Here is a 22,911-nt window from a genome sequence, read left to right as displayed (position 1 = left end):
TGAAATACTCCTGCTGTCTATTGGCTGAGGGCGAGCTCAAAATTCGGCTTGCCGTTCACGAAGGCCTGTTGAGCGGTGTTTTGAATGGACAAAGGCCATTCTTTAGAAGAGATGATATCGCCATTTCCGAGCACGATATCTGGCAAATCGATTGCGAGCTGCTCGCGATAAAAGCGCGTGCCGTCCAAATATCCGTCCAGCGGGTTCATCGCGGCGAAATGATAAATCTCGCCGCGGGCCTTGGGGATACCACCTTTGCGCGCGTGGAACTTACGACCCGGGAAATCGAATTTGTGATCGCTTGTATTCGGCGAGGTGAGCTGCAACAGAGCGCCATAATTGTGCTCGGGCACGTCAATATCGGTCTGCGCGAGGCCTATGCCCCAAAGGGGTTCATCGCTCAGCTGACCGGGGCGGCTAAAGTAAGATGTTTTGAACGCTTCATCATCGTTCAGCATCATCTCCAAGAGCTCTCGCCCTTTTTTGAGCACGACATTGTCGCCGGTGTTTTGATAATAAAACACACCCCAATTGGTGATGTAGACACCAGGCGCGAGGCCCGCCTGCACGACTTCATCAATGTCCAGAGTGTCGCGGTAGCACTTTCCCGAGGTTTTCAGATTGGCCATCACGCCGAATGGGCGGTCAGAGAACAGGTTCCAAAACCGGTCAATATCATCACCAATCAGCAGGCAATCGGCATCAATATGCATGCAGCGATCGAATGGGCTGTATTGTTCGAGCACAAACCGGCGGACAAACATGCCGTCATAAGGTGACGGGGGATCGAACGCGATAATATGATCGAAAAGGCCCGAATAGCATTTCGGCACTGACAATCCCCCGGAGATCATCAAGGCAATTGGTCGATCATCATTATATTTCAGCGAACAGGCAGCCGAGACCGCAAGCTCCAGATAATGGTGCTTATTGGCAGCAATCAGAATGTACCCCTCAGAAGCCGGGCCCGTCATGCCAGTGCCTGCTGAATGATCCCGGCATAGCCGCCGGGGCCAACATGATCGAATAGGGTTTTGCCAGCGGCCATCATCTCTAATCGCTCTGCATTTGAGGTGCGTCTCGCGCGCTCGACCGCGCGGCGATACCCGTCCTCAGAGTCTTCCTCAATAATCGCTGCTCGTTCCCACAGATCAGAAGGTCCGGCAAGGTGTAAGGCGCGCGACAAGATGATCGGGATGGAGCCGAGTGCCAAACTCTCGAAAATGCGAATGCTGTTTGGGCCCGATCCGGTTGGGCAGAGGGTGAACCATGACTGGCGGATCGCATCGAGATAGTCCTGTTTCATCTGCGCTTCGGTTGCCAGCTGGGATTCAGAGGCGGTTCGTCCTGCGATTTGCTCGTCATAGACAGCGCGATCAAAATGCCAGCGCTCGCGCTTCACAATGTGTAGGTCGCCAAATCGGCCTTCGTCCTCGAAAATCTTTTCCCGCACATTGGTCAGATAGATGGCTGGATTATAGGCCCCGACGAAATTAGCCAGATGGCGCTTCTCTGATGGTGTGCTGCCCTCGTAATCGGGCGCTTGGGCCGGAAATAAAGGGAAGGGATGAATGCGGATCCCTTTGGAGGTTTGGTAGGAATGCACCGCATGCGCCCAAAAAACATCCGTGATGTCCAGCGCTTCAAATAGGTCGAAATAGTTGATCGCGCGGATATGCTGAGCGACCGTGACACGCCTCTCCGAGCTTGGCAGCGCGGCGGTTTTCTGGCCCTGCAATAGTGCTTGTAGTATGTCAGTCGACTTGCTGGTGCGCGTTTTCAGGCCATCCATTAGGGTCGCCCAAGCTAGTCCATAATAGGCAAAGCCAAGTGGCTCCCGAACCGAGTGCAGGCTGCGATAGGCCGCTTCTTCGGTTGCGGCAGGTCGCTGCCAATGTTTGTCATAAGCGATGATGGTATTGGTGCGCTCAATTGGTGTTTGGATTTCGTCAGATTTCCCCATATCCATCTAACTCGCCAACAGGGCCAACAGATCGCTGCGGCAATCACTAAACCGCCTCGCAGCTTGGCGCTCTTCGTCTGATGCGCGCTGATCTTCCAAAGTCGTCGCATTCAGCTCTCGCAGGGTTTTCATCCCGCCTTTCAAGATCTGGTTTTCATAGGCGATGACCGGGAAATAAAAATCGAGTGTCAGTTTCTCAAACACATCAGGGCATTTTAGATTGCTATCCGGCAAGGCGTCGCGAAGCACCCATAGGTAGCTTTTGGTCAGGCCGTCCATTGCGGTTGGGCCATCGCCTTTTAGATTTTCGCTTGTTTCTGTGCAGTCAACATCGCTGGTCGAGCTTAGCGTATGAAACAGATTTCTCGCCCAAAAATCAGCGACAGAACGATTGTGAGAGCGCAGCGCGAAGATCTTTGCCGCCGGGATTTTGAAGGACTGGACTTGGCCAAGCAGCGGGTAAAATACTTGCGCGGCGTTTGGCACTCGGCGGTCGAGGACATATTGCGAGAGGCCCGACAAGCTGAGGCTCGCTATCGCCCCTTTATCCGCCGCTTCGCAATGAATTTTGACCTGCGAAGGCGCTAAGCTGAGGGCCAAAGCGGACTTTTGCGAGGTCGCTTGAAACAATAGCTGGTCGAAGGCTTCGCAATGGGGCCCCGCTTCTAAAAATTCTGAAACCGAGAAAATGAGCGACATCAGGCACGCTCCAATTCATCGGCTCGCAACAAGCTCTGCCAGTCGGCGTGGGTTTGACTGAGCCATTCGCCGCAGCGTGCGATTTGAATGTCGTTCAGGCCAAGCTCAACATTCTCCGCCATCAGCGTGCCCGCGCGCATGGTTGGCGTATAGCGATGGTACCATTCCGACCCGGAGCTGAGCTCGGTTGCAAATGTCGGACGGTCTTGCGCCAGCGCGTTGAATTTCAGCCAGACATCATCTGCATAGGGTGCATAGCGCATGATCTGATCGGTGTCGGTGACCGCGCTGCTATCGAAGAAACCGGGCGGGTAGAGAACACCGCCTGCACCGGTGGGAACGAGATTGAAGGACGGCTCCGGCGTCCGCGCTTCTCGCTGCCAGTCACTATAGGGGCCGATGCTCCCATCATTTGCCACGGTCATCATGTGGCAACGATTGCCAATCACCGCCTTTGGATATTTGCGATGCCCGCTAAGCAGCCGTTCCATCGAATAAGGCTGATAGATCACGTCATCATCGACGATGACATACGGCATTTGCGTGTCGAAATGCTCCGTATGAGTGAACTTATCGTATTGGTGCCGAGTCGACTCAACGAAGTGGAGTTTCAGGCCAGACGCCTCAAAGGCGCGCAATTGCGATGGCAGCCAGTTCGCGTTCGGGATCTCATCTTGACCTAAGAAGAGGTGGATATGTGCAGGCTTCACGCTCTGCTCAACCAATGATCGGATGACAAAATGCAGGGTCGAAATGCGCGCCGGGAACGACGTCAAACCGATCTGATAAGCGGGATGAGACTCTGCAGCGGCGGGGACGTCCAGCCGAGCCATGCGGGTGTCTTCCTGCTGGCCAAAACTCTGCGTTTGCGTTTTCAGATCGGCTTTTGCCGCGCGCAAATCCGCGATCATGCCTGTGCGCTTTGTTTGCGCCACTAGAAGGCGATCTTCAGCGTCACCCCAATCCTCTCCCAGAGCGGCTTTGGTGGCGGCTTTAAGGGCTTGAACTTCGCCCGCCGGCAACTCAGCGGACTGTTTCTGGAACAGCGTATCGAGCACCGTGTAAGCGAGATGGGTTCGAAGTCTCTCATCCCCGGTCTTCAAAAGCTGCAATATGTCTGGAACATGGGTGCATTTGCGCCGAAACGCGATCAAGGCGCTGGCGGCGGCTTGATCCAAATCTGAATATTCGCTGGTCAGCGTGTCGAGGATCGAGGTCCGGGTCTTGTCCAAATTGGCGGAGATCCCTGGCTCAGCACCGCGAATGGCCCAGACTTCCGGAACGATTGGGATGTTTGCTCCATCCGCATACAGACCGCCAAGCTGCAGCGTATCGCTATCTGTTTTGTGTTTGCGAGAATCGAACCGGTTAGCGCGCAGCAAATCTGTGCGAGCAAATAAAGCTTGGTGGCAAAAACCAAGACTGGCCATTTTGAACGCCTCGCCGGTCTGCCAAGACGCCCAAACATTATCGCCAAGCTGGCCCCAAGCCATGCAGCCATCATAATCTTCTGTTTCAAGAAAGGCTTTCGCTTTGGCCAGAACGTCATCAGAGGCAAACACATCGCCTGAATTCATGAAACACAGATATTTGCCGGTCGCGAGATCAAGCGCCTTGTTCATCGCATCATAAACGCCGGTATCGGGGTCATGGCTGGACCGGTGGACCAGCCCCGCTTGTTTCCAGAACTCGGTGAGCTCCAGCGTACCATCGTTAGAGGCGCCATCAATGATCACATATTCGAAGTCAGCATCTTTCTGTCGGAAGACAGACCGCGCCGTCTTGGTCATCGACCAAGCATGTTTGTATGACACGGTGACGACTGAGAAAAACGGTCTCACGGCTCTCTATCCCCTTACACCGCACTGTCATAGTTCAGTTTTTCGACGAGTTCGCGATAGGAACTGCAGTTCAACTGTTCACGAAGCGTGTCATCAATCGGCGAGGGCGGGCGTGGTTCGATGGTTCCGCTGGTTCGGCCGCTATCGCCCGAGAATTTAAAACTATCGAACACTTCTTGGAACTCAGCGAAATAGTCGAGGTCCAAGTGGCCACATATGGTTTGCATCACCTCATCAGGTGCCGCGACAAAATCCTCATACCGCACAATAGGGATCCCCGAATACGCTGCTAAGAAGGATAGATACCGTTGGCAGTATTCATCAAATGTATTCGGCGTAAGATGGCTGTCCCATCCGGCTTTGACCATGGATTGATAGCTCCGCGCCGGGTGTCGAACCGTGACCAGAGACACGATCGGAAGCTCGGCGCCAGCGAGGATGTTTTTGAGCGTGTATCGATTGTCGCGCCCTTCGCCATAAAGGAAGTGGCTATGCGTATGGTCGCGCAGAACAAGGGCTTTTCCCGACCGCTCTAGGTGTTCCGCGACCTGTTTGATCGAATTGCCAAAAAGGTCGGCAACCAATGCTGGATCCGGCGCTGAGCCCGATTGGTGGAGCAGGGCGACCAGGTCGGTCGGGCTAAAGCGATCCAGATCGCCGCGAAATGGGATTGCGCTCAGCGGATCAACCTCATTGAGGACAATCGTGTTCGCCATTGAGGCGATACATTTAGCGAGCATCGTCCCGCCGGAGCAGGAAAAATGATGGATCGTTCGTAGTTTCAGCCGCGGTGTCTGTTCGAGTTCCTGCAGCGCTGTGATGGCGTTTTGAATTGTCTGGTGCGGCTCTTGATCTGATTTGAGCCGACGGGCCCGCGGGTTTGGCTTCAGACCTGCCCCATGCGCTAGATCTTGGATCTCCGCGAAGAGGGTCGACACCTTTTGTTTCAGCTCAGCCATAAAAGACCCAATTCCATTCTACTCGTCCGCGCTCAAAGCGGACTCAGCGCGCGCGAGACGGGTTAGAATGTCTGCGACCAGTTTTTCAGTCGCTTTGTTCTTGGCGAACAGGTCGGCATATCGCTGCTCCAGCGCGTTGAGGTTGTTGACCGCCAGTTTTCTCTGCTTTTCGACGTTCGAGTCCTGACCGTCTTTGTAAGCCTGTAAATCGGTGGCGATCTGTCCATAATCCTTCGCGAACAGCAAAGTTTCGAGCGACGGGTGCCGCTCTGACGCTTGCACGACCAGCCGAAACCCTTGGGTCGTCATAAATTCGGTTACTTGCTTTGTGGTGTTAAGCTCAGCGTCGGCCTCCCCGGACCAGGACCGCATACTCACGACATCAAACAGGCCGAGACCGTCCGGCGCGCCTTGCAAAAGGTCCAAGCCGTCCAGCCGGTCGATGACCAGCCAGTTAAACGGCGTTTCAGCCTCATCGACAAAGGTCTGCAACGAGGTCGAGGCGATTTTGGTTTCCGAGATCTGCTCTAGATTTTTCCAAATCGGCGTCAGCGCCGACGCGGGCACGAAGCCAGATTCACGATCGAGGCTATTTTTGAAGAATGCCACCTCGCCGCCTGTGGGACTAATCGCAGATTTGCTGAGGGTGAGCCCCAAAGTTGCTAAGGCTTCAACCTCTGAGACATGTTTTAGGAACCCATCATCGGGATGCGCGAGCGTCATCTCCGCCCCGCCCAGTTCTGCAAGTTGGCGTAAGCGCTGCGGCATAACCGCCCCTAAAACCAGAATGGCTTTCGGCGGCAAAATCTTGCTCAAGAGCAATTCTGTGTCTGTGATGCTTGGCTGACCCAACTCAAACCTCAATATCTCTGAACCTTACACGTACAAAATAGACGCGCATTAATCGACCCCGCGTTTACGATCTTGTAAATGCATCAGCCGCTTTGTGCTTTGAAGTTCAAGGATCTTTCACTATTCACTTCCACTGAACATCGGAAGTACACATAAACAGTGGCGTGGACTCAGATTATCTGGTTTGGAAAGCGCTTGTGGGACGCGAAACACCTCGCGGGAGAGTAATTTATGACCATTTTGGTGACATGCGGCATTCATGATGAGTGGTGCACCTTTGCCCAAGGTCGACTCGAAAGTATGGGATTTAACGCGCCGGTCGCGTCTACGCGCTCAAACATGTCGGCGGCGGAGCTGACAGAGAAAATGCTGGCGGTGAGCCGGCCACACGGCAAGACCTCCTATAAAGACGCCACTCCGGAGCTCGGACAAGCCTGGCATATCGCAGCGGCGGATCTGATGATCGCCAATGCCACTCAGGAGAGTTGGGGCTGGGCTCATCCTGACAATTTACGTTTCCTGGAATTTTGGAAATCCTTCGATCCAAATTGCCGGTTCGCGCTCGTCTATACATCGCCGGCCGAGTTTATCGCGCGTGAAGTCGCGGTCGAGGATATGGAAGGCGAGGGCCTTGAAGAGCTGGTCGCGCGCTGGCGTGATTATCATGAAGAAATGCTCCGCTTCTATCATGCCAATAGCGATGTTAGCATGCTGATAAATATGCACAATTTTGAGGATACAGCGCAACCGATCGCGACGCTTTTATCAGATCGTCTCGGGATCAATGCGACGCGTCTCAATGAATCAGAATTTCTGTTCCAATCCGCCTTGATGGATGTCATCGCGGAGCGATTGTTGGATCAAGAACTTGAGCTTGCAAGCCTCTTTGAAGAGCTTGAAAACTCAGCCGACCTGCCGATGAACTCGTCAGCCTATTCGCGCCGCGACTTAACCCGCAAAGCCTATCAGGAACACGAAGAGAACCTATCCGGCCCAGACGCAGCGCAAGACCAATTGCTCGCCGCGCAGAGACAAATCGATCAACTCACCCAAGAGCTTGAGGCTGAACAACGCGCGAAAGAGGCTGAAAAGCAGGAAAAAGAAGCGCTAGAGCGCGCCGCGAGCGAAGCGCATGTTCCGCAGCTTCTTGAGAAACAATTGGAGCAAGTACGCGAAGAGTTGCATCTCTATTTCAATAAATACCAAGAGCTGAAAGCACAGACGGCTAACAGCCAGATTGGCGGGCACTCAGCCGGAGCGGATGATGAGCAATCGAGTCATCCCGCGATTGAAATGGATCTGCGGTCTTACATTGATGGCGAGGGCTGGCACCAAGCCGAAGATCAAGGCCGTTGGGCCGGCGCTGCCCTGAACAGCACCCTCCGCCTTCCCGATTTAGATCAAGGCAAATACCGGGTCAGCGTCAGGATAGTCGATGTGATGGCGCTCGACATTTTGCGGGGCATGTCGCTCGCCATAAATGGTGCGCCCCTGGCTGGGCGTCTCAAGATTTTAAGCGATATGGGTGGTCGCTTGGCCCCGCTGCGCCGGGCCAAAGCCCATGCAAGCAATATTGAAAAGCCGCTGCCTGCAACATTGTCCGCAACTATCGAACCGACCCAATTGCGCGTGAATGACGCGAATTTTCTGTCGATCCTCAGTCCCCGCGCAGTGCATCCCCCCTCTGTCCATGGACCCGATGACCGGTTATTGTCCTGTTGTATCGAACGTGTGAGCTTTCACCGGGTAGCGTAAATGTTAGATTCCCAAAATTTTCGGCAAGTCCAAGTGAAGCAGCAATCGCTGAGCGGTTTCCAGATGCAACCGAAAGCGGCTGTTAATGATATCGTTCAAGGCGCCTTGCTGTGGCGGGTTTGGCTGTCGCTGTCTTGGCAAGAATTTGTCTCAACCTATCGGCGCTCACTGATTGGTGTGTTTTGGGTGATGCTGTCTTTTGCTGCCTTTGTATTCATCAAGCTGACGATTTTCTCCTCGCTACTCGGCGCTGATGATGTTCGCTATTATGACGCTTATTTGGTGATCGGATTTTTCATGTGGGTGTATTCCCAACAGGCGATCATGACCGCCCCAGACACATTTGTTAGCTCCGGTGGCTGGATCCGCAGTGAGGCGCTGCCGCTCTCGACCTATATATACAAGATGGTGATGCGCGAGATTTACAATCTCCTTTTCACCTTCGCTGTGGTTGTGATCGCGCTGATTTATTTGCAATATCCAGTCGAGATTGAGGCGCTCTATGCGGTTCCAGCGATATTATTCCTGTTGCTCAATGCGTTTGCGATCAAGCTGATGCTCGGCATTATTGGCGCGCGTGTTCGAGATATCACGCACTTGGTCAAAGCGATCATGTTACCAATGATGTTCCTGACGCCGATTTTCTGGATGCCTTCGCAAATGCCGAACTTGATGAAAGTTCTATGGTGGAATCCACTTTTCCACGCGATTGAGATTTTCCGAGCACCCATTCTCGACAGCGAGTTTCCGACCGAAAGCTGGATCTTCATGGGCGCCGTATTTGCAATTGTCTCTACGTCGGGCTTCTTGCTGTTCGCGCGCCTACGCCAGCGCATCGTCTTCTGGTTCTAGAGCATGGCCCAGATCGATACGTTTAACCTCTCGCTACACTACCCGCTCACCGGCGGCGCGGATCGCAATATCAATGCGGATCGTGAGCCCGATTCCATCGTTACTGTCGGCCGGAAAAAGTATATTTTGGCCTTGCGCGATATCAGTTTTTCGATCCAGCGCGGTCAGAATATTGGATTGGTGGGGCGCAATGGCTCGGGGAAATCAACTTTGCTGCGAGTGCTCGGTGGCATCTACACGCCGACCAGCGGCCAAGTTGTCACCTCCGGCAAGATTTCTTCGCTATATGGTATGAATCTCGGCATCCAGCCCGATGCGACCGGTCGGCAGAACATTGTTTTTCGCGGCATTATCAAAGGTTGGTCGCGGCAAGAACTGAAGCAGCGCATCCCCGAGATCATTGAGTTTAGTGAACTGGGCGATTTCATCGATTTGCCGCTTCGGACCTATTCCGATGGCATGCGGATGCGGCTCCTATTTGCGATCGCCACCTGTTTCGCGCCGGAAATCCTATTGCTTGACGAATGGATCGGGGCCGGGGATGCGAGCTTCCAGCAAAAGGCTGGAAAGCGCATGAATGATTTGGTCGATGAGGCCGGGATTACGGTCGTCGCCAGCCACAATCGCAACCTCATTCAAAGCGTCTGCGAGCAAGGCATATGGCTCGATAAAGGGGTCATGCGCGCCTATGGGCCGATTGCTGACGTCTATAAAGAAATGGATGCCCATTTCGCCAAAACAGGCGGTTAGTGGTCCTAAAGCAGCGGCGCGAATGCTGTGACGACATGATAGAGCATGCTCGCTGGAACGGCGTTCGAAACCGGCGCACCGCTCGCATCCACCTCATCCATCCAGCCGCCGTCTGGTCCAGCATCGAGATAGGTTTCGAGTATCTTATTCAATAGGGTTTCGGCTTTCGCCCGCGATGCGACCCCAGGGTGCAGCAAGTACGCCCGGAGCATTTCGAGCTGATGCCATAAACGACTATTCGAATTGGTGATCTCGCCGTTTTCACGTAGCGCATTGATCGCAAAGCCGGTTGCAGAATTGAGCCCAGACTCGTCAGCGCGGCGGATCAAACGCCGGCGCCAGCTCAAGGAATCATGGCCAGCGACCTGATCATAGATCGACAAGAGCGTGGCCCATTCATAATGGTGCCCAGGCTCAAAAATCACTTGGCTCGGCGACGTATTTGGTTGCCAATCCTGTTCAAAAAATTCGGCCATGACATCTGTCGATGGATCGAAAAAGTGTTTCTCAAACAGATTGACCGAAATTCGCGCGCGCTCGAGCGCCGAAGCATCGCCGGTGGCTTCATGATAAGCCAGCATCGCTTCAAGCATATGCATGTGCGGGTTAGAGCGTCGCGGCAGCGTTGCGGGCTCAGCATCAAACCATCCGCCATGCGTGGCATCTTTCAGGTTCGCGTCGATGTAAGCGAGTGCGTCATCAGCAATCTTCAAAGCGCGCGCACTGCCAGTGGCTTTGTAAGCGGCGGCGCCTGCTAAGATGATGAAAGCGTGGTCATAAAGATCGCGCTTTGTGTCGATCGGCGTGCCATCGGCAGAAATCGTGTGCACCCAGCCGCCCTCGGGATGCCGCAAGCGGGTATCGATATAGTCGAGCCCCTTTTCGATCAGCGGGGTTGCAGCTTCTGTGTTCGGCCAACCCATTTCGATCGCTTGTGAGAAACTATACACCTGCCGCGCTTGCACACGGACGCGGCGGTCGGCTTCTGTGTCAGGCGTACCGCTAAGATCAAGCTGTTCGACAAACCCGCCATGGACTTCGTCCCAGGCCTTTCCAGACCAGACATCGAATGCCTTCCAGAGCCAATCTTTCGCGCGCTTCTGGACCGTTTCGGAGATGCCGAGCCGGTGACGGTTTTGCTGGACCTCGGCGCCCAGTCGTTTCACCGCGCTATCATCACTGGTCGGCGTGATCATGATTTCACGCTCGGTCGCGACGATCACGAGATCCGACACACCATTCACGGAAACGGCGGGGCCTTCAGAGCGCACATAAACACCCTCGGACTCAGTCAAGACCACTGGACCGGACGTATAATTGTCGCGCGCATCTTCAGTCAGCAGTTCGTGCAAGGCGTGATAGCCGCCAATATCGCTCCAGCCCATATTCACCGGTACGGTTTGGACATTCTCAGCCTTTTCCATCACTGCATAGTCGATCGACAAGCTCGGCGTTGCTTCAAAAGCCTGCGGGTCGAGATGCATAATTTGCCCCTCGCAACTTGCCATGGCCGCTTGCGTGCCGGAGAGAATATCGGGCGAGAAATGCTCGAGCGCCTCGAGCATCACACCGGCTTTGAACAGGAAAATACCGGCATTCCAGTAGTAAGACCCTGCTTCCAAATAGGCTTGTGCGGTGGCGCGATCCGGCTTTTCGACAAATTGCTCAACAGCCTTGATGGCGGCTTCGCCAGCGCTCGCTTTGATATAGCCATATCCGGTAGCGGGATGGTTTGGTTCAATACCGAAGGTGACAATCGATCCCTCAGCAGCGGCCTGCGCAGCGATGGCAATTGCATCTTGGAAAGCAGGCACGTCTTGGATGTCATGATCGGCGGATAAGATCAGGATTAAGTCTTCTGGCGCGCTTACCAGACACGCCGCGGCCACAGCGGGTGCGGAGTTTCGGCCAAACGGTTCTAGGATCTTACGAGCAACAGGAAGGGTTTGTTCCAAGAGTTCTTGGTGCCGCTTCGACCCGACCACAAGCGGGGTCGCAAAGCTCAGACCATGGCCGGTATTTGACGCAAAGCGCAGCGCCGTTTCTTCGATCATGCTGCGATCAGATGTAAGCGCTAAGAACTGCTTCGGTGTTGCTGGGGTGGAGAGGGGCCAAAGCCGTGTGCCGGCACCACCACAAAGAATGACCGGATGGATTTCGTATTTCATCGTGATCCCAGCAATATCTTAGGTTTGGCCGTCCCGACCTCTTACCGCAGAATGATGCAGAATTCATGCCTGAATTCGACGTGCATTTAGACGACGCCAATCGCCAAACAGTCATGGACATGTAGCAAGCCGATCGGCACGTTCTGCGCATCGACAATAAACAACGCTGTGATGCGATACTCGCTGAGCATAGAAAGCGCTTCTGCGGCCAGTCCGTCTTCTTGGATCGTGCGCGGGTTTCGGGTCATGATGTCCGCGGCGACGACATTGCTTTGGCCATTTGCAAGGGCCCGCCGGATGTCGCCATCGGTGATGATGCCGCTGAGTTTTCCAGCCTCAATGATGCCGCAACAGCCGAACCCGCCAGCCGTGATCGCCTCGACCACTTCGCTAAAACCTGCATCCGGCCCGCAGAGCGGCATCTGCTTGTGATGCATCAGGTCGGTGACCCGTTTCAGCGCCGCACCCAACTTGCCGCCGGGGTGGAATGTATGAAAATCGCGTTGGCTAAAGCCTTTGAGACGAAGCAGCGCGACTGCCAGCGCATCGCCAAAGGCGAGCATTTGCGTGGTCGAGGTTGTCGGCGCCTTAGTGATGCCGCACGCCTCGGCGGATTTCGGGACGAGCAGCGCGACATTTGATGCTTCCGCCAGCGTCGACCCGGCGCCCGAAGTCATGCCAATCAAGGGAATATCGAACCGGCCGCAATAGCCGATAATATCGCCCAGCTCTGGGGTCTCACCCGAGTTTGAAAGCGCCAGCACAACATCATCATCGGCGATCATGCCAAGATCACCATGACTCGCTTCACCAGGATGGACATAAAGGGCTGGAGTGCCGGTGGACGCAAATGTAGCTGCGATCTTGCGTGCGACATGTCCAGATTTACCCATGCCGGTGACGATCGTCCGACCTGATGCACTGTTGATCGCGTCCACCGCAGCCTGGAAAGCGATAGCCAGCGGCGCCTCATCGCTCTGCAACGCATCGGCCAGGGCGGAGAGGCCAAGCTGTTCTGTTTCAAGCACTTCAAGGGCGGTCAGCCGGGGCGAAGACATAATCAGGCGTCCTTAGATCAGATGACGAGCGGTCTAAATTGTTTAGCAGTAATTCGTCCAGTGGTGGTTGAACCAGTCAGTGAACCGGCCGAGCCCCTCTTGCAGGCTGACCTTCGGCGAGAAGTCCAGTTCGGTCCGGGCGCGATCAATCACCGCCCAGGTTTTTTCGAGATCGCCTTTTTGCATTGGCTCATAGATTTTCTCAGCTTCCTGGCCAACGCCCTGTTCGGTAAACTGAATTAAATCGGCCAGCGCTTCGGGGCGATCGTTTCCGAGATTGTAGACCCGGTGCGGTACAGGCAGATCTAAGCTGCTGGCGGGGCGATCAAGCGCCGCGATTGTCCCAGCGACGATGTCATCAATGAACGTGAAGTCCCGGCTCATTTTGCCATGATTGAACACCCGGATCGGCTCACCTTTCAAAATCTTCTCAGCAAAGATCCAATAGGCCATATCGGGCCGGCCCCAGGGGCCATAGACGGTGAAGAAGCGAAGTCCGGTCAAAGACAGCCCATATAGCCGCGCATAAGATTGCGACATCACCTCGTTCGACTTTTTGGTCGCGCCATAGAAGGAGACCGGATCATCGGTCTGGTCGCTCTCCTCAAACGGGATTTTAGAATTACCGCCATAGACCGATGATGAGGACGCATAGACAGTGTTTTCCGCCTCAAGTTGGCGCGCCAGTTCGAGCATCGCGAAATGCCCTTGCAGATTGGCTTCGGTGTAAGCGGCTGGATTCTGTAGTGAGTACCGCACCCCTGCTTGCGCTGCGAGGTGTAATATTTTGGTCGGACGCCGACCGTCTAAAGCCAAATGCAGCGCCACTGGAGAGGCCACATCGACCTCATGGAATGAAAAATCACCAGAGGCGCACAAGGTTGCCAAACGATCCTGTTTCAAGCGCGATGAATAATAGTGATTGAGGTTATCAAACCCGATTACTGAGCGTCCTTGCGCCAAGAGGGCTTGCGCGACATGCGCGCCGATAAAGCCTGCAACTCCTGTGATCAGGACAGTCATATTCTTCCTTTGCGGCCAATAGGATGAGGCCTCAGTCTGGTGTCACATAGGTGTTTTCCACCCAGGCGAACACTCGCGCGCTGACATTTGGGTGCAGCTTAGTCGCTCCTCGATCAGAACTTGCTGGGGGTCAAGGGATTTCAAACGATCGTATTCAATTGTGGGCGGGGTTTAATGTGGCGCGCGCTTGGAATTGCCCTAGGGGTTGAGTAAGAGCCGAAATGACAGGTTTTTTGGTTTAAGTTCAAAGGGTGAGCATGAAGACGCTGATCGTTATTCCATCGCGCTATGCGTCAACCCGGTTTCCGCAAAAGCCATTGCATCTGATCGCCGGGAAATCCTTGCTGTCTCGAGTTGCCGAAATTGCCAGAACCTGTGCCGAAGGTTCAGCTGACATTTCCTATGTGATCGCAACCGATCATGAGGCGATCGAAGCGCATGCCCAAGAGATTGGGGCGCCGGTTGTGATGACCGATCCAGACCTGCCGTCTGGCACCGACCGCGCGCTCGCGGCAGCCAATGCGGTTGCGCCGGAGGTTGACTTTGTCGTCAACCTACAAGGCGATGCGCCCTTCACACCGCCTGATTATATTTCGGCGATTATTGAGGCTGGGCGCGGCACCGCGCTCGATGCGGTCACACCGATCGTGCAGATGTCTTGGGAAGATTTGGACGAGGTCCGCGAGCGCAAAATACAAACGCCCTTTTCTGGAACTTCTTGCATTGTGAATGCGCAAAATGAGGCCTTGTGGTTTTCGAAGAATATTCTTCCTGCAATCCGCAAAGAGGAGCAATTGCGGGAGACCGAACCGCGCTCGCCGGTTTGGCGCCATATTGGGCTGTATGGCTATAAACGCACCGCGCTGGAGCGGTTTGTGGCCTTGCCTGAAGGTCATTATGAGCGGCTGGAAGGGTTGGAACAGCTCCGTTTCTTAGAGAACGGGATGCGCATTCAAGCGGTGAAAGTCGCGCCCAAGCAAAGCGCCATGTGGGGCATCGACACGCCGCAAGACGCCGAACATGCCGAGCACCTCATCGCGAAATTTGGCGAGCCGCTCGAGGCGGATCGCTAATGACGGATATCTATATCGTCCGTCACGGAAACACATTCGACAAAGGCGATACCGTCACCCGGGTCGGGGCACGAACAGACTTGCCGCTCTCATCTTCTGGCCAGACCCAAGCCGAGGCACTGGCATTACATTTCATGGTCACGCTTTCTGACGGGTTCGATACTGCCTATTGCAGCCCGCTGCAGCGGACACGGCAGACCGCTGAGGCGATTCTGGCGGTTCGCACCCCCCGTCCAAATTTAGAGACGCTCGAATTCCTGCGGGAGGTCGACTATGGCGTCGACGAGAACCAGCCCGATGAGGCAGTGATTGCACGCCTTGGTGAGGCGGCTTTGCAAGCTTGGGACGAGCAGGCCGTGGTGCCGCCAGGATGGAGCGTGGATCCCGAGGCAATAAAAGCGGCGTGGAAACAGCTGATTGGATCTTTGGCCCACGAGCCTGCTGAGCGCGTTCTGATCGTGACATCAAATGGGGTCGCGCGGTTCCTGTTGGATGCTGTGACCACGTTTGAAACCGAGCCGCAATCAATCAAGCTGAAAACCGGCGCTTACGGGCATATCCGCACCAGCGGCGATGAGGTGAAGCTGATGGCGTGGAACGTTCGGCCTTAATGCATTGAGGTTGTTGGCGTCACCCTCGACAGCCAAAGGCTGTCAGAGGGTCCAGCTCCGAATTTACTCACTTGCCGCACAATATCGAGATGGATCCTCAGACCGCTTCGCGGTCGAGGATGACGCGATGATTGAGGGTATCATCCTTCGACTTCGCTCAGGATGAGGCAAGCTAGTAGCCTAATTCACAATCTCGTGGATGGCTTTCAGCTCGCTGAGGAGCGGCTCGGCTGCGCTCAACGGCAAGCAGCTCGGGCCATCACAGAGGGCTTTATCGGGATCTGTGTGAAACTCTAAAAAGACCCCATCAGCGCCCGCGGCAACGGCAGATTTTGCAATCGTCCCAACCCCTTCCCGGCGTCCGCCGGTAGAGGCGCCGGCGGTGCGCGGGTCGGCGCCTGGCAGCTGTACCGCATGGGTCGCGTCAATCGTCACCGGACAGCCGAGTGATTGCATGTGCTGAATGCCGAGCATGTCGACGACGAGATTGTTATAGCCGAGGCTGGTGCCGCGTTCGCAGAGGATGAGGCGGTCGCCAGGCAAGACCTCGCGGACTTTTGAAACGATATTCTTTGTGTCCCATGGCGCCATGAATTGCGTTTTCTTGGCGTGGACAACGGCGCCATTCTCATCGGCGGCCTTTGCGGTCGCGATGACCAGGTCTGTTTGGCGCACGAGGAAGGCTGGAAGCTGCACCAAATCAGCGACTTTTGCGACGGCATCGGCCTGATGAGGTTCGTGCAAATCGGTACAGATGCCGACCCCAAGCTCTTGCTTGATCTCGGCCAACATCGGCACGCCTTTGTCGAAACCAGGTCCGCGATAAGACGTGATCGACGACCGATTGGCTTTGTCGAAGCTGGCTTTGAAAATGTAGGGCAGTCCCAGCCGCTCGCAAATGGCTTTCAGTTCGCGGCCAACGGTGAGAGCGAGGTCCATATCCTCAAGCACATTCAGGCCTGCAATTACTGCAAGTGGGGCGCCGGTGCCGATTTTCCAATTGTGAGATGGCAGTGTGACCAGGCTCATTCGAGGCCTCCATACTGGGCAAGATATCGCCCGCTCTTAGTCAACCTCAGCCGCCTTGGCCAGAGGCACCCGGCAGGCATCTTCCGGCTTTGCGCAGCCGCAAAGACGAATCCCGGCTGTACAAAGCTTTCCGTCGTGATATAGCCCTCCCAAACTTCATATAAAGGATCGTTGATATGTCTCAGGACTACGCCGTTGCGGACATCAGCCAAGCTGATTTTGGCCGGATGGAAATCGAGATTGCAGAAACCGAAATGCCAGGCCTGATGGCCGCGCGTGAGGAATATGGCGCAAGCCAACCTCTGAAAGGAGCCCGTATCGCAGGCTCTCTGCACATGACGATCCAGACCGCTGTTCTGATCCAAACCCTCGAAGCCCTCGGTGCAGAAGTGCGTTGGGCAAGCTGCAACATTTACTCTACCCAAGACCATGCGGCTGCGGCGATTGCTGATGCGGGTACGCCTGTTTTCGCTCACAAAGGCGAGACGCTGGATGAGTATTGGCAGTTCGCGGACCGCATCTTCGAATGGCCGAATGGCGAGACGGTGAACCTGATCCTCGATGATGGTGGCGACGCGACCATGTATCTGATCCTCGGCGAAAAAGCTGAAGCCGATCCCTCCGTGCTCGACAATCCTGGTTCTGAGGAAGAAGAGGCGCTGTTCCGCCAAATTCGCAAGCGTATGTCTGAAACGCCAGGCTGGTTTGCACGTATCAAAGCCGGCATTCGCGGCGTCTCGGAAGAGACCACGACCGGTGTGAACCGCCTCTATCAGCTGGCGAAGAAGAACGAGCTTCCCTTCCCAGCGATCAACGTCAACGACTCCGTCACCAAGTCGAAATTTGACAACAAATATGGCTGTAAGGAATCGCTCGTCGATGCGATCCGCCGCGGCACCGACGTGATGATGGCCGGCAAGACCGCTTTTGTCGCAGGTTATGGCGATGTCGGCAAAGGCTCTGCGGCCTCGCTCTCAGGTTCTGGCGCACGCGTCACGGTCTCAGAAGTTGATCCGATTTGCGCCCTGCAAGCGGCGATGGACGGATATGATGTCCAAACCATCGACACGATGGCTTCTAAAGCTGACATTTTCGTCACTGCGACCGGCAACAAGGATATCCTGACCGTCGATCATATGCGGGCGATGAAAGATATGGCGATCGTTTGTAATATCGGCCATTTCGACAATGAAATTCAGGTCGAAGGCCTGCGTAATTTCAAGTGGACGAACATCAAGCCACAAGTCGACATGATCACTTTCCCAGATGGCAAGCGGATTATTCTTCTGTCTGAAGGGCGTCTGGTGAATCTCGGTAACGCGACCGGTCACCCAAGCTTTGTGATGTCAGCCTCGTTCACCAACCAGGTCTTGGCGCAGATCGCCTTGTATGAAAACAAGGGTGAGTATCAGAATGATGTCTACACGCTGCCAAAGCATTTGGACGAGAAAGTAGCGATGCTGCACCTCGCCAAGCTTGGCGTAGAGCTGACCGACCTTTCCAAAGATCAAGCCGACTATATTGGTGTCGAACAGCAAGGGCCGTTTAAGCCTGAGCATTATCGCTACTAATCTAAGGCTACAGGAGAAGAGCTATGCCGCTACAGCATCACGAGTTTACATCTGAAAGCGTCTCTGAGGGACACCCAGATAAGGTCTCAGATCAGGTTTCCGACGCCATTGTCGACTTGTTCTTAAGCAAAGACCCCACCGCAAAAGTCGCGGTGGAAACGCTGACCACGACCAATCGCGTGGTGCTGGCTGGTGAAGTTCGAACCAATAATGGCGCGGTCGTCACCAAGGATGAGATGAACCAAGCCGCGCGCGACGTGGTCAAAAAAATTGGCTATGAGCAAGACGGCTTCCATTGGGAAAACATGGTTGTCGAAAACCATGTTCACGGCCAATCGGCCGAAATTGCGCAAGGCGTTGAGGCCGGCCAAGGCCTGCACCAAGAAGAAGGCGCGGGCGATCAAGGCATCATGTTCGGCTATGCCACCGATGAAACGCCGGAGCTGATGCCAGCAACTTTGGTCTATTCGCATCAAATCCTGCGCGAGCTGGCGGAGCTGCGCCACAATGGCACCCATGCTGAGCTCGAACCGGATGCGAAAAGCCAGGTTACGCTGCAATATGATGGCTCACGCCCGGTTGGCGTCAATGCGATCGTGGTTTCCCACCAGCACAAGGATTCCGCGACGCTGGAAGAGCTGCGCGAGATTATCCGCCCCGTCGTAAAAGGCGTTTTGCCAGACGGATGGTTCCCTGAGGAAGACAAGTTTTTCGTCAATCCAACCGGCCGGTTCGTGATCGGCGGTCCAGATGGCGATGCTGGTCTGACCGGACGGAAAATCATTGTCGATACGTATGGCGGTGCAGCGCCGCATGGCGGCGGCGCGTTCTCCGGCAAAGACCCCTCAAAAGTTGACCGGTCTGCTGCTTATGCCACGCGCTATTTGGCCAAGAATGTCGTCGCCTCAGGCCTTGCTAAACGTTGTAATATCCAAGTCAGCTACGCGATTGGCGTCGCCCAACCGCTCTCGCTTTATGTTGATACGTTCGGCACCGGCGCGGTTGGCGAAGACACGATTGCCAACAAGCTCCGCGAACTGGTTGATCTCTCGCCGCGCGGCATTCGCAACCATTTGAAGCTCGAAGCGCCGATCTATAGCCCGTCTGCCGCTTATGGCCATTTTGGCCGCGAGGCGACGCCGGATGGCGCTTTCAGCTGGGAAAAAACCGATCTCGTCAGCGAGTTGCAGGCCCTGCTCAAGTAAAAACCAACTGATTCATGATCGCTCACAGGCTGCCTCCAATATGGGACGGCGGCTTGTGATTTGATATGAAATACAAAATTACAGTTGTCGTCCTAAATCCGATGTGCATACCTCTATAGGAGAATGATCGGGGATCCGTCCTCGGCTTTAGGGAGTCATTCGTGAGTAGTGTAAAGCCGTTCTTCTCTGTGGTCATTGTCAATTACAATGCCGGAGACCTCCTCCAGAGTGCCATCGATTCACTTAAAAATCAGACATTTAGAGATTTTGAGGTGCTTGTCGTGGACAATGATAGCCAGAAGAATCCGATCGGAAATCTCGATATATCTGACCTCCCAGCCGTTCGCGTGATAGGCGAAAAAACCAATCACGGATTTGCCAAAGGCAATAATATCGCCGCCAAAATGGCAGAGGGTAAGTGGCTCGCGCTGCTCAATCCGGATGCAACCGCGGACGAAAATTGGCTTTCGGAAATTTATAAAGCGACGGTGCGGCACGAAAACTGCCGCGTTTTTGCGTGTAGTCAGATCAATATGGATGCACCCGAACTGCTCGATGGAGCAGGGGACGCTTATTTCGCATTCGGTATTCCATGGCGCGGCGGCTTTGAGCACCCGATCTCGGCGCTGCCCAATAAGGATAGTTTTTGCTTCAGCCCATGTGGCGCCAGCGCGGTCTATGAGCGCGATCTATTTCTAGAGATTGGCGGCTTTGACGAGCGGTTCTTCTGCTATTGCGAAGATGTCGATCTCGGCATTCGTTTGCAATTGAGCGATGAGAAATGTGTCTTCCTGCCAGATGCGGTGATCCACCATAAAGGCAGTGCGACATCCGGCCGGTATTCGCACTTCACCATGTATCATGGCTTCAGGAACCGGACCTGGACCTATCTCAAAAATATGCCGCTTTCGGTTCTTCTTCTGACCTTGCCCGGCCACTTGGCGCTGATGCTCTATATCTATCTGCGAAATGTCGGACATGCGGATATTAGCGGCATGCGCAAAGGCATGTGGCACGGTTTGAAAGATGGTTGGGCCTTGCGCTGGCAGACCGACTATAAGGTCAAGCCGACGCGCAAGGCGATTTGGAACCTTGTCCGTTCCATGGCCTGGAACCCGGTTCAGCTGTCACGCCGAGGCGTGCATGTCTGGGCGGTTTAACCCCTAAGAGACTTTCCAAACGCGTTTGTGGAAATTCCACGCTGACGAGACAATCGTGTCCATATCAGAATGTTGCGGCACCCAGCCCAAAACCTCTTTCGATTTCGATGTATCAGCATAAAGCGCGATCGCATCGCCAGCGCGGCGCGGTCCAATCTCAACCGGCACAGGCTTGCCGACAGCGCGCTCGACGGCGTCTAGGACCTGTTTCACGGTAAACCCGTTTCCGGTGCCGAGATTGAGCTGCAGGCTCTCTCCAGTCTCATTGATATGCTCCGCGGCGAGAATGTGCGCCGCGACCAAGTCTGCGATATGGATATAGTCGCGAATACACGTGCCGTCCGGGGTGGGATAATCATCGCCAAAGAGCTTCATGCCTTGGCCGAGCCCTGCTGCTGCCTTGATCGCGTTCGGGATCAAATGCGTTTCAGGATCGTGCTCTTCCCCGACTTCCCCGTCGAGATCAGCGCCCGCGGCATTGAAATAACGCAACGCCGCATAGCGTAATCCTTCAGCGCGCGACATGTCCTCAAGAATGGTCTCGACCATCAGTTTCGAGCGTCCATAGACGCTGACTGGGCGTTTCGGCATGTCCTCAACCAAAGGCAATTTCTCGGGATCGCCATAGATCGCGCAGGTGGAAGAGAAGATAAAATTCTGAAGCCCCAGATCCAGCATGGCCCGAATGACGTTCAGCGTTCCGGCGACATTATTCTCATAAAACGCACCCGGCGCTTTCTCGCCTTCGCCGACTTCAATATTGGCAGCAAAATGCATCACCGCATCGGGGCGGGTTTTCTCAAGCGCAGCGCGAATATCTTCCTCGTTGCGGATATCGCCTTCGATCAGCTCGCCCCATTTCACCGCATGGCGGTGGCCGCTGGAGAAATTGTCGAACACGATCGGCTCGCGACCACTCATCTTGATCGCTTTGCACGCATTGGCGCCGATATAGCCAGCACCACCGATCACGAGAATTTTCTTGATCACTTGGTTTAGTCCCTTTGATTGTCCCAGCCTGGGAAGGCTTTGCCTTAGCCTGGGCAAACACTCAAGGATCGCGCCAATTTTTTGCGTTCAATCTTCCAGTTTGGACTGATCGACATTGTCTTTGTGTCGTTTGGATTGAGCTGCGTCACGGGCCTTTTCAGCTTTCGTGCGGCCATATTTGATCCGGTTCTCCTGCGCGCGCTGTTCTTTGTCAGCGCGCGCTTTGGCTTTACGAAATTTGCCCAAATTAACCGGTTCGACCAAACCTATTCTCCGCGATGAGTGTTCCGCCACTGCTCCATGGCGAGAGAGATGGCAAAGGTCTCACGATATTTCGGGCTCGAAGCGGGACGCGGCGCTTTGGCCGAAGTCAGCGCCATAATCTCCGCCAGCATATTATGCGCAGCCCCCGCTTGGCCGGCTCCAATATAAGCGTGCAGCTCAACCAGAGCGCTCGACAAGGGGTCATTGGCGCGGATCACAAAATAGGGTTCGTCATCGGCCAAACGCGGCATGACATCGAATTCGGACGGATTGGCTTTAGAGCCGACGGGCGCTGTGTTCATAGCGTGATCTTTCAGAATCTAGTTTCAGTCTTCGTTTACATCATCTGATTGCAAAAGCATGTCTAGAAAGACGTCTGGTTTGTTCAAAAATTGACGCGTGAGATCGACATGTTCGAGGGCGTCCCAAGGTAGGCGCTCTGGCCCCGTTTCGGTCATCTGATAAATCCACGCATTTGGATAGGCGAGAATGATGGGCGAGTGGGTTGCGATAATAAACTGACTGCCGTCCTGAACCAGGTTGTGCAAATGCGTTAGGAACGAGAATTGCCGATTGGGGGACAGCGCGGCTTCAGGTTCGTCTAAAATGTAGAGGCCTTTGCCCTCAAAGCGGTTCCAAAACAGAGACATGAAGCTCTCGCCATGCGACTGTGCATGAAGGGCTTTGCCGCCATACCGGTCCGGGTTCGCGACGTCGTCGATGTAAGAACTCTGAGCATAGAAGCTCTCGGCTCTGAGGAAATACCCATCTTTAGGCCGAAAGGGGGCTCGAACGAGCCGAAGGTGTTCATGAAGCTGTGAATGTGTGGCGCGCGTTGAAAATGCGTGATCGCGACTGCCGCCCTCGGGATTAAATCCAGCGGCAACTGCAATCGCTTCGATTAGGGTGGACTTACCGCTACCATTCTCGCCGACGAAAAACGTCACCTTCTCGTGCAGCTGTAGTTTTTCCCAACTTCGAACGGCGGGCAGATTGAACGGATACGCGTCTTCATGCCATCGATCATCTCGAACCTGATCGACATCCATGATGTAGCCATCGAATTCAACGGCGTAGCGTTCTTTCAT

The 22,911-nt window shown here is 54.7% G+C and carries 22 protein-coding genes; 8 read left to right on the top strand and 14 right to left on the bottom strand.

The window, feature by feature from the left end:
* Positions 1-17 precede the first annotated feature (17 nt).
* From MY069_RS08260 to MY069_RS08235, 6 genes are read right to left on the bottom strand one after another with little or no spacing between them, the layout of a single operon-like run.
* Positions 18-974, bottom strand: coding sequence for a hypothetical protein (locus tag MY069_RS08260; RefSeq protein ID WP_482796601.1), 957 nt, complete (start codon positions 972-974; stop codon positions 18-20).
* A complete protein-coding gene (locus MY069_RS08255) occupies positions 971-1,969 on the bottom strand; it encodes an exostosin domain-containing protein (RefSeq protein WP_482796600.1) in 999 nt (332 codons plus the stop codon). The genes MY069_RS08260 and MY069_RS08255 overlap by 4 nt, the downstream gene beginning before the upstream one ends.
* A complete protein-coding gene (locus MY069_RS08250) occupies positions 1,970-2,662 on the bottom strand; it encodes a hypothetical protein (RefSeq protein WP_482796599.1) in 693 nt (230 codons plus the stop codon).
* Positions 2,662-4,503, bottom strand: coding sequence for a glycosyltransferase (locus tag MY069_RS08245; RefSeq protein ID WP_482796598.1), 1,842 nt, complete (start codon positions 4,501-4,503; stop codon positions 2,662-2,664). Before MY069_RS08245 ends, MY069_RS08250 begins: the two co-directional genes overlap by 1 nt.
* 14 nt (positions 4,504-4,517) lie before the next feature.
* The gene (locus MY069_RS08240) at positions 4,518-5,462 is read right to left on the bottom strand and encodes a sulfotransferase family protein (RefSeq protein ID WP_482796597.1); all 945 of its coding nucleotides are present in this window, start codon (positions 5,460-5,462) and stop codon (positions 4,518-4,520) included.
* Positions 5,463-5,480: 18 nt separating this feature from the next.
* Positions 5,481-6,278 carry a hypothetical protein gene (locus tag MY069_RS08235; RefSeq protein WP_482796596.1) on the bottom strand — a complete coding sequence of 266 codons (798 nt, stop codon included), beginning with the start codon at positions 6,276-6,278 and terminating at the stop codon, positions 5,481-5,483.
* 267 nt (positions 6,279-6,545) lie between these two features.
* On the opposite strand from MY069_RS08235, the gene MY069_RS08230 reads away from it, so the two are divergent.
* Genes MY069_RS08230 through MY069_RS08220 form a run of 3 tightly spaced genes read left to right on the top strand, consistent with a single transcriptional unit; the run spans position 6,546 to position 9,671 of the window.
* Positions 6,546-8,069 carry a hypothetical protein gene (locus MY069_RS08230; protein ID WP_482796595.1) on the top strand — a complete coding sequence of 508 codons (1,524 nt, stop codon included), beginning with the start codon at positions 6,546-6,548 and terminating at the stop codon, positions 8,067-8,069.
* Entirely contained in the window at positions 8,070-8,921 is an 852-nt protein-coding gene (locus MY069_RS08225) for an ABC transporter permease (protein ID WP_482796594.1), read from the top strand.
* A 3-nt stretch (positions 8,922-8,924) separates the two neighbouring features.
* On the top strand, positions 8,925-9,671 hold the full coding sequence (locus tag MY069_RS08220) for an ABC transporter ATP-binding protein (RefSeq protein WP_482796593.1): 747 nt from the start codon (positions 8,925-8,927) through the stop codon (positions 9,669-9,671).
* Positions 9,672-9,676: 5 nt separating this feature from the next.
* Here the strand turns inward: MY069_RS08220 and MY069_RS08215 are convergent, their stop codons facing one another.
* The 3 genes from MY069_RS08215 to MY069_RS08205 form a co-directional block, all read right to left on the bottom strand.
* Positions 9,677-11,839: an AGE family epimerase/isomerase gene (locus MY069_RS08215; RefSeq protein WP_482796592.1), complete on the bottom strand. Its 2,163-nt coding sequence runs from the start codon at positions 11,837-11,839 to the stop codon at positions 9,677-9,679.
* Between the two features lie 86 nt (positions 11,840-11,925).
* A complete protein-coding gene (locus MY069_RS08210; RefSeq protein WP_482796591.1) occupies positions 11,926-12,897 on the bottom strand; it encodes a KpsF/GutQ family sugar-phosphate isomerase in 972 nt (323 codons plus the stop codon).
* Positions 12,898-12,939: 42 nt separating this feature from the next.
* A complete protein-coding gene (locus MY069_RS08205) occupies positions 12,940-13,920 on the bottom strand; it encodes an NAD-dependent epimerase/dehydratase family protein (RefSeq protein WP_482796590.1) in 981 nt (326 codons plus the stop codon).
* A gap of 257 nt (positions 13,921-14,177) precedes the next feature.
* Between MY069_RS08205 and MY069_RS08200 the strand changes: the two genes are divergently transcribed.
* Together MY069_RS08200 and MY069_RS08195 are read left to right on the top strand one after the other, a co-directional pair.
* Complete coding sequence (locus MY069_RS08200) at positions 14,178-14,993, top strand: 3-deoxy-manno-octulosonate cytidylyltransferase family protein (protein ID WP_482796589.1); 816 nt, start codon at positions 14,178-14,180, stop codon at positions 14,991-14,993.
* On the top strand, positions 14,993-15,604 hold the full coding sequence (locus MY069_RS08195) for a histidine phosphatase family protein (RefSeq protein WP_482796588.1): 612 nt from the start codon (positions 14,993-14,995) through the stop codon (positions 15,602-15,604). Before MY069_RS08200 ends, MY069_RS08195 begins: the two co-directional genes overlap by 1 nt.
* Before the next feature lie 180 nt (positions 15,605-15,784).
* Here MY069_RS08195 and kdsA read toward each other — a convergent pair whose 3' ends face one another.
* A complete protein-coding gene (kdsA, locus tag MY069_RS08190; RefSeq protein ID WP_482796587.1) occupies positions 15,785-16,633 on the bottom strand; it encodes a 3-deoxy-8-phosphooctulonate synthase in 849 nt (282 codons plus the stop codon).
* 176 nt (positions 16,634-16,809) lie between these two features.
* Here kdsA and ahcY point away from each other — a divergent pair, with 176 nt between their 5' ends.
* From ahcY to MY069_RS08175, 3 genes are all read left to right on the top strand, one after another.
* Positions 16,810-18,204: an adenosylhomocysteinase gene (gene ahcY / locus MY069_RS08185; protein WP_482796586.1), complete on the top strand. Its 1,395-nt coding sequence runs from the start codon at positions 16,810-16,812 to the stop codon at positions 18,202-18,204.
* 23 nt (positions 18,205-18,227) lie between these two features.
* Positions 18,228-19,409, top strand: coding sequence for a methionine adenosyltransferase (gene metK, locus MY069_RS08180; protein ID WP_482796585.1), 1,182 nt, complete (start codon positions 18,228-18,230; stop codon positions 19,407-19,409).
* Positions 19,410-19,570: 161 nt separating this feature from the next.
* Positions 19,571-20,569 carry a glycosyltransferase family 2 protein gene (locus MY069_RS08175; protein ID WP_482796584.1) on the top strand — a complete coding sequence of 333 codons (999 nt, stop codon included), beginning with the start codon at positions 19,571-19,573 and terminating at the stop codon, positions 20,567-20,569.
* A 3-nt stretch (positions 20,570-20,572) separates the two neighbouring features.
* On the opposite strand, the gene galE is transcribed toward MY069_RS08175, so the two are convergent.
* The 4 genes from galE to MY069_RS08155 all read right to left on the bottom strand — a co-directional run bounded on the left by galE (position 20,573) and on the right by MY069_RS08155 (position 22,911).
* Complete coding sequence (gene galE / locus MY069_RS08170; protein WP_482796583.1) at positions 20,573-21,559, bottom strand: UDP-glucose 4-epimerase GalE; 987 nt, start codon at positions 21,557-21,559, stop codon at positions 20,573-20,575.
* 87 nt (positions 21,560-21,646) lie between these two features.
* On the bottom strand, positions 21,647-21,823 hold the full coding sequence (locus MY069_RS08165) for a DUF4169 family protein (RefSeq protein WP_482796582.1): 177 nt from the start codon (positions 21,821-21,823) through the stop codon (positions 21,647-21,649).
* 2 nt (positions 21,824-21,825) lie between these two features.
* Positions 21,826-22,125, bottom strand: coding sequence for an aspartate decarboxylase (locus MY069_RS08160; RefSeq protein WP_482796581.1), 300 nt, complete (start codon positions 22,123-22,125; stop codon positions 21,826-21,828).
* Between the two features lie 24 nt (positions 22,126-22,149).
* A complete protein-coding gene (locus MY069_RS08155) occupies positions 22,150-22,911 on the bottom strand; it encodes an AAA family ATPase (RefSeq protein ID WP_482796580.1) in 762 nt (253 codons plus the stop codon).

This window comes from Hyphomonas sp. ske169 (assembly GCF_056850855.1).
The sequence above is the reverse complement of the archived record's forward strand: the minus strand, read 5'-3'. Positions and strand labels throughout refer to the sequence as shown.